We start from the raw sequence: 13,468 nt of genomic DNA on the forward strand, positions 1-13,468 counted from the left end.
ACACCCAAAAGCAATCAATACAGAACTCACGCGCCTTGTGGGGCTCGGTGAAATTATAAAGGTTCGACGGGGTGTTTACAGGCTTCCAGAACTTTAGAACGGAAGTATTCAGTCTTATCATTCACCAAATCTACATTCCTTTTTATAGTAGAATCCGAAAATATGTTTACAGTTCGTCAGGGAACGAACCCCCCACCGCCGCTGGCGAGGATTGTATCCTCGCCCTTGTGTTGGTGTATAAATAATTACGGGTTTTACTATAATTCCAGGATCACTTCTTTATTTGTAGGAGCGATCTCCAATCCCAGATTCAGAAGCCTCTTCTTGTAGGGGCGAGCTGTGCTCGTGGTCTTTGTCCCCATCAACTTTGGCGTAACATAGCAGTAGTTTGAAAAGGAGTATTGTATGAGACACAACGAGGTGCGATGGGAACGGATGTTTCCAGATGAGTTAGAAGCGGCGTTCGAGGCGTGTCCGATGGTGTATCTACCTTATGGGTTGTGCGAACCACACGGTTGGCACAATGCGGTCGGGATGGATGCGATTCGGGCGCACGAATGCTCGTGTCAGGCGGCGCAAGCACACGGTGGGATTGTCGCACCATCGTTTTACTGGCACTGCCATGAGATCGGCGGCTACGGTGCATGGGGACACAACCAAGTGAATCAAGAGCGGCCGTGGCTGACGGCGATACCGCCTTGGATGTTTTTGAAGAATATGTGCTATCATATCCGAGCGGTGGATGCCTTGGGTTTTCATGGTGCGATTCTGTTCTCAGGGCATTCGGGTCCGCATCGGTTAGACGTGCCGGTGGTGATCGAAATTATGCAGGCACATGTCGGTGTTCGGATGTATTCGACGATGAGCATCGGTGCGGATATTGAGCGTTTTGAGGACGGTAAAGGGTTGGGTGGACACGCTGGACGCGGTGAAACGTCCGTACTTTGGGCAGTTGCGCCAGACTGTGTGGATATGTCGCGGATGCCGACAGATGACGCACGCGCACCTCATTTCGCAATGGGGTCTTTCAACGAATCCTCCAGCCGTCAAGTTGGGGAACAAATGGTGGCAGATATTGTGGGGCATTTCGGTGAAAAGACGAAGGAATTGCTGTCGGCATACAAAGCAGAAGTGTCGAATCACACGCCACTGACGTTTGATGATGTGGAAGGAATTTGGGAAGACGAGATCCGACCGAAGTTGGCTGAGTTTGCTTCCATACAGCCTCCCGAACCAGCACCGCCTTCCAATTCCCGATGGTATCCGAACTCACAGGTGCCTAAGAAAGGGCGGATACTCTAACATATTCCGCTGCCAAAGCAGAGGCGTATGTCAATATGCAACTTAAACATCTCAGTCAATCAGCACTCGTAAAGAAGGTGGGAATTTGGGTGGTGTCAACCCTACTCCTATTTTTCGGGTTTTACACGAACTTATGGCATGTTGCTGAACAGCAATGGTTTGCCAATCATCAGAAAGACACCGAAGCACATATCATGGGAAGAATGGTTAAATCTCGCCAAGATGGTATCTTCTCAGCGGGTGGTCTGAATGGTTGGGGAACAGCGAAAAGTACTGATGCGGAATGGATACCTTCAACAGAGCTTGGACCCCAGTATACAGCTTATCTATACAAACTCTCCTTTGAAAAATTTTCAACGTACAATTCACAACCTGGCGGTCAAGGCATGATTTTTAGTCTCCTTGATAGACGCATTCCATTTTCGCCACAAACCAAATTAAAGTTATTCTATGTATTGACAGCTTTACTTTCCTCAATCGCTTTGACCTTCATTGTAGGTTGGTTTTATGAGGCGTTTGGCGGATGGGTCGCTATATTCGTCTTATGTTCGGCGGTGCTCTCGCAATGGTTGACAGTCTTTGGTAAAAATCTTTGGTGGAGTCTATGGGCTTTTTACCTGCCGATGATTGTTGTCATGTACTTCCTCAAACACAACAGAGTCCCAGCGAACCGTCAGTATATCAAGTTTGGAATTCTGATCTTCATCGCGGTTTCCATTAAGTGTTTCATCAACGGCTATGAATACATTACAACCACACTATTAATGATGATGGTGCCGTTCGTCTATTATGTCATTCTTGATAGGTGGAGCCGCCGCCAATGTATGAAATGGACGCTTGCAGCCGGACTCGGATCAGGCGTGGCAATTTTTTTGAGTCTCATCATGTTATGTTTCCAGATCGGTGCTGCGAAGGATGGGTTTATGGACGGTGTTGGGCATGTGATCTGGTCTTTCGGTAAGCGTACGTACGGCGATGCGGAAAACTTTCCACCAGTATATGCTGCCAGCCTTGAAGCCGGTACGATAGGCGTGGTCATTACCTATATGAACGGTATTTTCTTTGATCTCAACAACTATTTATCTAACACTAATTCCTTCGTCTCTAACTTCCTATTGAAAATCCGCTATTATTATCTAATAGTTCTCTTTATAGTGATGTCTGTGGTGCTATTTTTGCGTAGCAGAAAGATGGTAGCGGAGCGACGACAGCACTATATAGCATTAATCTGGACGACGTGGTTTTCAATCTTAGCACCTTTATCGTGGTTTGTCATCTTCAAGGCACACTCATACATCCATACGCACATGAGTTTTCTTTTGTGGCAGATGCCCTTTACGCTCTTCGGCTTTGCCGTGTTCGGATCCGCCATTATAGCGTGGAAAAAAACACAATCGCAAGTATTAACTAATGAGGCAAATGGACAAAGTAGAATGGAGGATGCATGAGCATTAATCGATTGGATCGGTGGGTTGGCAGGAATCGGTTGAGCCCTAATGAAATAGATGAGAACCGCTTCTTAAAAGCTACGAGTCTCTTTGCAGAGACAGCCATAGAATACGGGAGGGATAGATATAGTGGCAAAAATATGCCGCTCTTTGCCGACTGTCTTCATATCGACCATTTGAAAGCACCCAGGTCTATGACATCTCACCGCACAGGCACCGAGCCGAAACCAGCAGTCTGGAGTTTCTTCCAAAATCAGCAAAACCTGATGCGGTTGCTCGCCTCTTTAAGCCAGTTCACCGGGGATAGCAAATACGTCCATGCCGCGGGGGAAGCCGCCGAATACATGTTCAACAACTATTGGTATCCAGAGAGTGGCGTTTTGCATTGGGGCGGGCACGGCTATGTGGACTTGGTGACGGGTAACAGATACGGCATGAAAGGCGTTGTCCACGAAATAGAGGATGTATACCCTTACTGGGAATTGCTGAGAGCCGTGGACCCGGATCGTGGCGAGATGCTGATGAAAGGGATTTGGGAGGCGAATATCAAAGATTGGGATGCCTTACACTACAACCGACACGGTGATTTCAAAAAGCAGGTTGACCACGCCAATACTTGGAAGAGACCTTGGAACGGATACAAAGCACCCGAAATTAGTGGGCATCTCTCGTTTATCAGTGTAGCACTGGATCTGGCTTACGCTGCTTACAGTTTGGGTTACCAAAAACAGGAAGAGGCACCGCGGATGTGGGCGGAACGCCTCTTAAATCTGATTATAAGGCAGCGAGATCCAGAAACGGGTATCTGGCCCAATCTGCTTCATCCACAAAGTGGCAAACGCGGACTGAACGTATTCGGCAGAAAATATCCACAGGCAACTGAACCGAGAGTCTATGTCGGCAATCAGTTGAACCACACCATTACCCAAATGATGGGCATGCTGACAATCGCAGAAAATGCCCAAAAGTATGGTCGCATCGGTGAAATGGCGCACATCAAAGCGGCGGTTGAACAACATATCATCGGTTTCTTAGATGCCTCCTATGATCGAGAAAACAATACATTGAAAAGTATCGTTATTGACGGGACGGATCTCACAGATTTTCGGATACAGGGACCTTTCAGAGATGCGAAGTTATACTTTGGTGCAAAAGAAGGTGGTGCGTTTCTACCACAGAACATTACACCGCTCTTTACATCTGTCTGTGCGCGTGGATATCGGGTTTCTGAAGGCAGAAGCAAGTTCAGAGACTACCTGCGCACGATGTTTATAGCATTCGGAATCGGAGACATCGGTGCTGATAAAAATTCCCCACCGTCGTTGAATTTTGATACAACTGCCTTGGAACCCGCTTATATCTTCGCGCTGGTGGATCTGTATCGGATAGAACCGAAGGCAGAATTTCTGGCAATGGCGGAGCGGATTGGGGATAATCTGCTGCAAGGTAGACAACATACCGATAGCGGTCTTTGGGTGCTTGAAGATGATTTTATTCTCCATAGTAAGGTTATGGATAAACCGGAACTACAAGAGGGACATGAAGGGAAAAGTGTGGCTGAACTTCTGCAGGATACCCATAGAACCGCGAACCTTGATGCGATGGAGCCGTTGGCACTGCTCAGTATCTACGCCGCCCAAACCGGACGTTACGATATCATGCCCGGATGGACAGCGGGTGGGCTTTACCTCAAGGTGAGCAGTGTTGGTCATATTGTGGGCAAAGAGATGCAGCTGTGGTTCGATAAGCCAGCACTCAAGCAATTTTACAAGGACAGTAATATCAACTGCACCTGGGCTATTGATGAAGACTGAACTGAGCAGGTCATTTATATGGCGGAAAAATGCCCGTATATAACAGATGATAATCGCGACATCACACGCAAATCCTGAACAAAGTGCGTATTTATCCAATAACCGCAAAGTCCTGAAATTCCACACATTCCATTGGAACATCCAGCAAGACACTAAAAAATTTGTAGGGCAAGCACCGCGCCTTAACCCTACAAATTTTAACACGTATTGCGTCCCGAACGAAATTTATTTTCACTGTGAATAATCGTTGCGTTTCGCTGGATCGTCCGTGAAGTACTCGACGAACTCCCATTCAAAACCGTCCGCATCAATGAAATAGATTCGCTTTCGGTGGGGATGGGGTCCGACTTTATACCCCTCTTTATATCCGGCAGCCAGCAAGCGTTTTCTGATACCCTCAGCATCATCAACAGCAAAACCGAGATGGTTTACATAGGTCCCCTTACGGTCCCCTGTGAACGGATGCTTGCGGTCTGACAAGGCAATATAAAAATCATCAGTCCCAAGATGACACCATTTCGTTCCGTTCGCATTATCACCGCCGCCCCTAACTCGAAAATCTGGAAAGGCAGTTGTTAGAAAATCGATTGCTTTTTCAAGGTCATTCACGGTCATGTTGGCGTGTTCAAGATAACGGCTCATTTTTAGATCCTCCTGAAATGTGGTAGTTATTGTAACTTATGCTGTTAGTCTGTGCTTCTGCGTCCGCAAACTAAAAAGTTTTGCGGCGTACTCGCCCGGATGCGACGTGCATCGCGCTACAAATAGGAAGCTCACGTTAATAGCAGTGCAAGTTTCATGCCAAATGTTCGGAACCTGGGTACAATTGAGGTATATCAACATTTTATGGGTTAGAACGAAATTTCAGATTTTACGGATGTATTTCAAATCTGAAACAAAACCCGCACTAATTACTTGTGGGTCTTAGAAATAAAGGTTATTTCACACATGAAACGTTTTTCATTTATGAAACAAAGCACTTGACAGCCGCTTCACTATATGATAATCTGTAACCCATAGGGAACAAATCCTGTTCACGTGTGGAGGGAAAACGGTGAAGTGGATTAACATTGCCAAAACATCTGAAATTGGGCCGGGACAGAATATTGTCGTCAAATGTGAGGGGGAAGACATCGCGATCTTCAACGCAGGTGAAGCGTTTTATGCTGTCAATAACGCCTGTCCGCATCAGGGCGGACCGCTCAACCAAGGGGTATTGACAGACAACCTCATCACCTGCCCGTGGCACGGTTGGAAATACGACCTGAAAAGCGGATGCCCTATTACCACGCCGAACCTCCGAACCTATCCACTCCGGATTCGGGGGGGAACGCTTCAGATTGCGATTACGCCTGAAGCATCAGCAAACAACAGGCTGGACGATACCCTTTTTAGCGAAACCATTGGAACCGATCAGGTCTATGAAATCCTTGAGCAGATTCAGCTCGGAAAGACACTCGATGAAGTCTTTGAGAACATCCATGCTGGACTTCAGAACATAGTGCCGCATAACCGGTTAGGTATCGCACTCATTGACGAATCTTCCGGTGATTTAGTGCAGTGCAAAACGAAATCCAACAGAAAAATCTTGCTGGACAATGGGTTTTCAGCAAAAATCAAAGGGTCAAGCCTTGAACCGATCCTCAATTCAGGTGAAGCACGGATTATTGACGATTTTAGGGAAATTCTCGCAAAAAGACCGACAAACTGGACAAGGCTGATGGTTCAAGAAGGGATGCGCTCAAATCTGACACTTCCACTCAAGGTGCAGGGTAAACCGATTGGTGTCGTCTTTTTTACCAGTGAAAAACCCCGAGCATTCTCCGAGGCACATATTGGGCGACTGAAACCCATTGCCGGACAACTCTCAATTCTGATTGAAAAAGGGAATTGGGCAGACAAACTCGCCGAAAACAACAAACGATACCGCACACTTTTTGAGATGTCCAACGACGCAATCTTCATTTGTCCATCACTGACAGAAGCGTTTGTTACCGTAAACGAAAATTTCTGTGCCTGGCTCGGTTACACACACCAAGAACTCATCAATCTGTCCCCGCGTGACCTAATGCCTCCTGATGAATTTCAAAGCACCCACGAAACGCTCAAAAAACTCGACCAACAGAATCCTATTACCTTCCAAACTGAACTGTCCCGTAAGAATAAAAGCCGCTTACCCTTGGAAATTCGCGCGGTCCGAATTGCGCATGACGAGCGGGAGTTTATCCAGGGGTTTGCCCGTGATCTCTCGGAGGTAAAGGCACTCAGTGCCCAACTGAAGGCGCGCCATTCGTTTGGGAATCTCATCGGAAAAAATCGGAAAATGCAGGAGATTTTCGAGTTAATTCGACTCGTCGCACCCATGAAAACGACTGTCCTGATTCAAGGCGAAAGCGGGACCGGCAAAGAACCGATTTCCCACGCGATCCACTACAATAGCGAGAGGGCAAAAAAAAACTTCATCCGCGTCAATTGCGCCGGTTTAGTTGATAATCTGCTGGAGAGTGAGCTCTTTGGACATGTCAAAGGGGCATTTACCGATGCTATCGCAACGCGCGAAGGACGATTCGCAGCTGCGGATGGCGGCACCCTTTTCCTTGATGAAATCGGTGAATTAAGTCTCGGAACACAGGCGAAGTTGCTCCGCGTCTTGCAAGAGGGCGAATATGAAATGGTCGGTTCAACCGAGACAAAGAAAGTAGATGTCCGCGTCATTGCAGCGACAAATCGAATCCTGAAAACAGAAATTGATGCCGGACGTTTCCGCGAGGATTTATACTACAGGCTCAACGTCGTTCCGATTACGCCGCCGCCACTCCGCGAAAGACGAGATGACATCCCACTCCTCAGTGAACACTTCATCGAAAAATTTAGTCAACAGACCCGAAAATCCATTCATCGTATTTCACCCGATGCCCTTGAAATTTTAGTGGATTATACCTACCCCGGCAATGTGCGAGAGTTGGAGAACATTATAGAGCATGCATTCGTCAAATGTCAGGGTGGAAGCATTGAAAAGCAACATTTACCACTCGATCTTATTTCGTTGAGAGACGATATTGTTACGCAGGCACTCAGGGAAAGCAACCCGCTTGCTGCATTGGAACGTGAATTAGTCCAACGGGTTTTGGAGGAGTCTGATGGAAAGCCACAGCTCGCTGCACAGCGTTTGGGGATTAGTCGTACAACCCTATGGCGAAAACTTAAGGCGATATAGGGTCAGGTATCAGGGCAATCGCTTTGTGGTGGACCTTAGAAGAAATCCAGTGCCGACATATTTTTTCATTGACAACTTCGTTGAGGGTAACATATCATAGAAAGAAACGTTGACCCATGCTGTCGTCCGAAAGGAGTATCGAAAATGGCGAAAGCCCTCTCACTTGTTGCTTATAACGATTTAGAAAGCCAAGTTGAGGCATTGGAAAGGGATGGGTACGTCTATTTCCCCAGTGTGCTTGATGCCGATGAAATTGCTGACTTGCGCGCAACCATGGATCGATTAGAGGCAATTCCAGCGTCTCATGATCGGGACGAAACACTTGAAAATGGCGATGCATTCCTCCACAAGCTCATCAGCAACTCGTTTAATCGAGACCTCTTGTATCTCCAATTTCTTGACAAATCACCGGTTTTTGAAGTCGCTGAGGCGGCACACGGTGAGGATTGTCATTGCATCGGTATGCATTCGTGGTTGACAGGACCCGGGCGGCCGGATCAAGGGTTACATACCGATTGGCTACCAATCAGTCTACCTGCGGAGATTCGTTCCGATCCACGCGTCAAAATCCCAATCTTCATCACTACCGCTCATTATTATCTCAACGATATGTATGAGGAGTTAGGACCGACGAAGTTTGTGCCGGGCAGCCACTTCTCAGGATGCTCCCCGAACGGGGCAACTGAGTGGAATAACCGGGGGGAAGAGAGTATCCTATGCAATGCAGGGGACGTGGTGCTTTTCCGCAGTGAAGTCTGGCATCGTGGCTCTGCCAATACCAGTAACGAAATTCGTTATCTCATGCAGGTACACTACGCCAATCGGATGATTACACAGAAATACCCGCCCTATCTGAATAAATTTCAATTTGATGAATCGATTCTCGCCCAAGCTAACCCTCGACAGAGACGGCTCCTTGGCGATCATCGACCGAGCAATTACGATTGAAGGCAGCACATAATTTGAGGTGTGTCTTTGCTGGGTTTGTTTATAGCGATCCAGAAAAGCGATTTTATCCAACAGCAACAGCGTATTCAGTTAACACAGGACTCCGCTTCCTTGCACGTTTAGCGGTATCAACAAGTTCTCTGACAGTGACCAGCAAGGCATCCATTGTCTCCGGCGTAAAAGAGGGCTCGCCATCCTCCGGACACACCCATGCCCAGACATTCTGGACTCGGACAGATATGCCATCCTCGTTGTATTCAAACACGGTCTGTTGCCATACTTTTTCTGTATTGTGTTGTGTGCAAACTGGGGATGGTTTAGGTGTCATAAGTCATCTCTTTTTACGTCTCCGACGCTTAAAGGCTGGCGGTTCCCATTGCACCTCATCGGGAATATAAGCGGTCACAAATTCAATATAGATTTAAGTTTAACACATCTTTCACATTTTGACAAATTAATATGTGTAGCACCCTCCAGCGAAGTTTTGACAGGACTTATGATGTTGTGGTATAATTCTTATAGCTCGTTGCCGATGGTGACTCACGGCGGGGCATCTTTCTATCATATTTTTTCTCAAACTCACATTAGATTAACAAACTTTAACAAAGGAGCTGGCAATGAAACAGCGTTTAATTTTCATCGGCGTAATGCCCACATTTTTCCTATTGATTGGTATCTCTATCCTATTGGTAGGGTGCGAGCGAGCGCACCAACAGGTAAGCGTTCTTCCAACTGTGCCTGCAAAACAAGCAAACGCTATGATTAGCGCATCGAACGACAGTGGCTTAACTGGAATGGCAGTCTTCACACAAAATGGCGACCAAATCACACTCACGGCTGAAATCCAGGGCGCGTCCCCCGGTCTGCACGCCATTCATATCCACGCATACGGTGATTGCAGTGCACCCGATGGCACATCCGCTGGCGGTCACTGGAATCCTACCGATGTTGCGCACGGAAAATGGGGAGAAGGTGAGTTTCATCTTGGAGATATCGGTAATATCACCGTCGGAGAAGATGGGACGGGTCGTATTACGTTGACGACAGATCTCTGGGAAATCGGTACCGGCTCCGACATAGATGTTGTCGGCAGAAGTATCATTGTCCATGCTGATGCGGACGATTTCGTCTCGCAACCTTCAGGCAATGCAGGCGCGCGTATCGGATGTGGTGTCATCGTATTAGCAGAATAGGACTTACGCAAAATTCCTTCCTTTCCTCATAGAATCGGAAGATTGGAAGGATGGAAGACTTGGGTTGGAAGATTGGAAGGCTCCCATCCTTCCTTTCCTTTCATCCCAATATTTGCTTTGAAGGAGTACTGAAAATGTCGAAAGCTCTATCACTTGTTGCCTATAACGACTTAGAAAGCCAAGTTGAAGCCCTTGAAAGGGATGGTTATGTTTATTTCCCGAACGTGCTTAATGCTGAGGAAATCGCTGAATTGCGTGCAATGATGGATCGATTAGAGACGATCCCTGAGTGTTTGGATCGGCACCAAGTGCCTCAAAATGGCGACGGATTTCTCAACAAAATCATCAATAATTCGTTTAATCGAGACTTGCTGTATCTCCAATTCCTTGACAAATCACCTATTATTGAGGTTGCCGAGGCGACGCACGGTGAGGATTGTCATTGTATCGGTATGCAATCGTGGATAACGGGACCGGGACGTCCGGATCAGGGGTTACATACCGATTGGCTGCCAATCTCCCTACCGGCAGACGTTCGCTCCGATCCACGCGTTAAAGTCCCAATCTTCATCACTACCGCTCATTATTATCTCAATGATATGTCCGAGGAATTGGGACCGACGAAGTTCGTGCCGGGCAGCCATTTCTCAGGGTGCTCTCCAAACGGAGCAACCGAGTGGAACAATCGGAGTGAAGAGAGTATCCTATGCAATGCAGGGGATGTCGTGCTTTTCCGCAGCGAAGTCTGGCATCGGGGTTCTGCCAATACGAGTGACGAAACCAGGTACCTCTTGCAGGTACACTATGCCCAACGGATGATTACACAGAAATATCCACCCTATTTGAACAAATTTCAGTTTGACGAATCTATCCTCGCGCAAGTGAACCCTCGGCAGAGGCGGCTCCTCGGAGATCATCGACCAAGCAATTATGATTGAGGATGACACAAAAAATGAAAAAAGCATTGTTGGTTTCATGGGGTATTACACTAATTGGGTTGATTGGGCTCTTATTACATCCTGATCCACCTGATGGGTATAGCAGTTCTCTTCAAGGATATGGAGACGACCGTAGAATTGAAAGGATGAATCCCTACGATCCACCAATATATCATAGCCAAAAGGCCGAGGATGTAAAGATGGAACAGTATCAACAACAATATCCTTTTTTTAGTTTGATTAATCATACCTTCTGGTTGGGATTTGTTGTAGCACTTCTTCTGTCAGCATACGCAATTTGCCGTGCAGCAGTACGGTTTCTGACGGTTTCATTGCTCTTATTGTAGTTGCTATTGGTGTTTCCGCGTGGTGACGCAAAAGAGATTACACAAAAAATAGAAATGCTGAAGGAGAATTATGGCAAGAGACACCAACCGCCGAATTGAAGCTAATCTCAGGAATTCAGAGTTTAGAAAACTGCTTGAAGAAGCAAAACGCATGGTACAACCAGGTAAAAACCAAGACGCGGTGTACCATATTCTGAAACACATGGATCAGGAAAAGGACGAAAACGATCCTTCTCTGTTTTGGCATATCCCTGATAGGCAACTCGGTGAGATGATAGGTGTGAGTAAAACCGCTGTCTCGAACGCACGCCAACGTCTGATTCGGGAAAGGAGGGGTATAAAGAAAGTTGTAAAGAACGTTGGCACATCTAAGGCGAAGGTTATCGGTAAGGGAGGTGAGTCTGTTTATCTCTATTATTTTCCTACTTATCAACTATTCAATAAATTACACCTGGAAGTGCCTTATTTTCCATGCAACATCGGTAAGACTATCGGGGACGTTAAAGACAGGATCAGTGATCAAATTGGTCAGCAACTTCCAGAGAAACCCAAAATAGCACTCATTATCAGAACAGATGATTGCAAAGCATTGGAAACGAAAATACACGATGAATTAAAGAGGAGAGGAGACTGGCTTGATCCGAAGTCAGGTGCTGATGTTGTTGGAGTAGAATGGTTTCTGACGAATCCAGCCGAAGTTGAAGGAATCTTTAAGTCTATTCACAGAACGGAGAACTCCAATGAATGATGGAAATCAGTGATTAGCAGAAAATCTCCTGAACGTTGTATTAGCAGAACCTCCAATGATTTGGTATCGGGCGAGGGGACCTCGCCCCTACGATACATAGCTCAAACCGAATCGCGGATTAACCAGAAACCTACCGTAATAAAATTATGCCTTAAATGGCATAATTTATCTTTGCTTTACATTTGGAGAGCGGCCCAGGAGCAATAGTTAAAGAAAATGAACACAGAAGTTACGAGCGAACAGATTGAATTTTATCGTGAAAACGGATTTCTGATTCTTGACGACTTCCTAAAGGGTGCCGAATTGTCATCGTGGCAGGATGCTGTTGACGAGGCTGTTGCGCAGCATGTGAGCGATGATGATGCCTTTCACAACCAAAAAGGAGAAGACGGTTACTACAAAAACGTCTTTGTTCAATGCGTCAATTTGTGGAAGACGAGCGAGCAGATTAAACAGTTGATTCTTAACCCTGAATTGGGGAAGCTGGCGGCGGACCTCGCTGGCACTTCGGGCGTGCGATTGTATCATGACCACGCGATGGTTAAGCAGCCGTGGGCAAATCCTACGAACTTCCATGTGGATAATCCTTATGACCCGTTCTATTCACGTCAGGCGATCATGTTCTGGATAGCACTTGACGATACAACGGTTCAGAACGGCTGCCTGTATTTTCTGCCCGGCACACATAAAACGAGCGGCTTTGAGATTGGCGGAAGTCTCGGACAGGCAGGTGTCGGCGAACTGTTCCGCGAATATCCAGAGTGGGCGGAGATTGAACCCTGCGCCGCTGAGATGAAAGCGGGAGCCGGTGTGTTTATCAGTGGGATGGTCGCGCATGCGGCGGGGCCGAATATGACGACGCACCCGCGCCGTGCGTTTGCAATGCTTTTTATGCCGGAGGATGCCACATTCAATGGGAAAAAGAGTGCCCTGCCCGATGAAATATTTGAGAAGTTGAAGGCTGGCGATGTATTGGCGGATGATGAACATCTGCCAGTGGTTTTCTCATATCGAAACGGCAGTACATTGGCAAATCAGTCTTAAATCGAAAACCAAATATCAGGAGTTTTCTCATGTTAAGCGGAAACATGAATGGAAAAATCATCGTGTTGGTTCTATCGATGATATTATTTGTTTCCGCTTGCGGTGGTGATGAGGTTGATGTCGATTACCTTGGGGACTCCTATCCGCCGACTTCCGATGTGGATGTTTACTTTTCAGAGGAGGACATAACCGAAGGCTATTTGGTGATGGGACGTGCTACTGTAGACGGAGGTGACGCAGAGGCGTTAGAAGAAAAGTTAATAGAGAAGGCACGCGAGAGCGGTGCTGATGGAATCATATTTGAAGAATTTGATCGGGTAAAGACTGGAGAACAAACCATAGTCAATGACATAGGGGACGTAGAAATCGTCAACACGGACACCAAAAGCACATTACAGGTTAAAGCGATTTTTATCAAGTATAACAGAAATCTATAGGGTGTTGGGAATGCCAGATGGTGTGCTTGCAA

The 13,468-nt window shown here is 46.8% G+C and carries 13 protein-coding genes; 11 read left to right on the top strand and 2 right to left on the bottom strand.

The features are described 5' to 3' along the window. Window positions 1-405: 405 nt before the first annotated feature. The 3 genes from OXH39_20565 to OXH39_20575 are packed head-to-tail and all read left to right on the top strand — an operon-like array spanning window position 406 to window position 4,564. Window positions 406-1,302 carry a creatininase family protein gene (locus OXH39_20565; GenBank protein MCY3552860.1) on the top strand — a complete coding sequence of 299 codons (897 nt, stop codon included), beginning with the start codon at window positions 406-408 and terminating at the stop codon, window positions 1,300-1,302. 35 nt (window positions 1,303-1,337) lie between these two features. Further along, window positions 1,338-2,750: a hypothetical protein gene (locus OXH39_20570; protein ID MCY3552861.1), complete on the top strand. Its 1,413-nt coding sequence runs from the start codon at window positions 1,338-1,340 to the stop codon at window positions 2,748-2,750. Beyond that, entirely contained in the window at window positions 2,747-4,564 is a 1,818-nt protein-coding gene (locus OXH39_20575; protein MCY3552862.1) for a hypothetical protein, read from the top strand. Before OXH39_20570 ends, OXH39_20575 begins: the two co-directional genes overlap by 4 nt. A 231-nt stretch (window positions 4,565-4,795) precedes the next feature. Here OXH39_20575 and OXH39_20580 read toward each other — a convergent pair whose 3' ends face one another. After that, a complete protein-coding gene (locus tag OXH39_20580; GenBank protein ID MCY3552863.1) occupies window positions 4,796-5,206 on the bottom strand; it encodes a VOC family protein in 411 nt (136 codons plus the stop codon). 412 nt (window positions 5,207-5,618) lie between these two features. Between OXH39_20580 and OXH39_20585 the strand changes: the two genes are divergently transcribed. Together OXH39_20585 and OXH39_20590 are read left to right on the top strand one after the other, a co-directional pair. After that, window positions 5,619-7,781 (top strand): sigma 54-interacting transcriptional regulator, encoded by a 2,163-nt coding sequence (locus OXH39_20585; protein ID MCY3552864.1) that lies wholly within the window; start codon window positions 5,619-5,621, stop codon window positions 7,779-7,781. Window positions 7,782-7,925: 144 nt separating this feature from the next. Beyond that, window positions 7,926-8,729 (top strand): phytanoyl-CoA dioxygenase family protein, encoded by an 804-nt coding sequence (locus tag OXH39_20590; GenBank protein ID MCY3552865.1) that lies wholly within the window; start codon window positions 7,926-7,928, stop codon window positions 8,727-8,729. Window positions 8,730-8,793: 64 nt separating this feature from the next. Here the strand turns inward: OXH39_20590 and OXH39_20595 are convergent, their stop codons facing one another. After that, complete coding sequence (locus OXH39_20595) at window positions 8,794-9,057, bottom strand: hypothetical protein (GenBank protein ID MCY3552866.1); 264 nt, start codon at window positions 9,055-9,057, stop codon at window positions 8,794-8,796. 289 nt (window positions 9,058-9,346) lie between these two features. Between OXH39_20595 and OXH39_20600 the strand changes: the two genes are divergently transcribed. The 6 genes from OXH39_20600 (at window position 9,347) to OXH39_20625 (ending at window position 13,436) form a co-directional block, all read left to right on the top strand. After that, a complete protein-coding gene (locus tag OXH39_20600) occupies window positions 9,347-9,922 on the top strand; it encodes a superoxide dismutase family protein (protein ID MCY3552867.1) in 576 nt (191 codons plus the stop codon). 134 nt (window positions 9,923-10,056) lie between these two features. Next, a complete protein-coding gene (locus OXH39_20605) occupies window positions 10,057-10,860 on the top strand; it encodes a phytanoyl-CoA dioxygenase family protein (protein MCY3552868.1) in 804 nt (267 codons plus the stop codon). Window positions 10,861-10,874: 14 nt separating this feature from the next. Continuing rightward, on the top strand, window positions 10,875-11,207 hold the full coding sequence (locus tag OXH39_20610; GenBank protein ID MCY3552869.1) for a hypothetical protein: 333 nt from the start codon (window positions 10,875-10,877) through the stop codon (window positions 11,205-11,207). 70 nt (window positions 11,208-11,277) lie between these two features. Next, window positions 11,278-11,955 (top strand): GIY-YIG nuclease family protein, encoded by a 678-nt coding sequence (locus OXH39_20615; GenBank protein ID MCY3552870.1) that lies wholly within the window; start codon window positions 11,278-11,280, stop codon window positions 11,953-11,955. A 216-nt stretch (window positions 11,956-12,171) separates the two neighbouring features. Beyond that, a complete protein-coding gene (locus OXH39_20620; GenBank protein ID MCY3552871.1) occupies window positions 12,172-12,999 on the top strand; it encodes a phytanoyl-CoA dioxygenase family protein in 828 nt (275 codons plus the stop codon). A gap of 29 nt (window positions 13,000-13,028) precedes the next feature. Continuing rightward, on the top strand, window positions 13,029-13,436 hold the full coding sequence (locus OXH39_20625) for a hypothetical protein (GenBank protein ID MCY3552872.1): 408 nt from the start codon (window positions 13,029-13,031) through the stop codon (window positions 13,434-13,436). The last annotated feature ends 32 nt before the right edge of the window (window positions 13,437-13,468 follow it).

The organism is Candidatus Poribacteria bacterium (assembly GCA_026702755.1).
GTDB lineage: Bacteria > Poribacteria > WGA-4E > WGA-4E > WGA-3G > WGA-3G.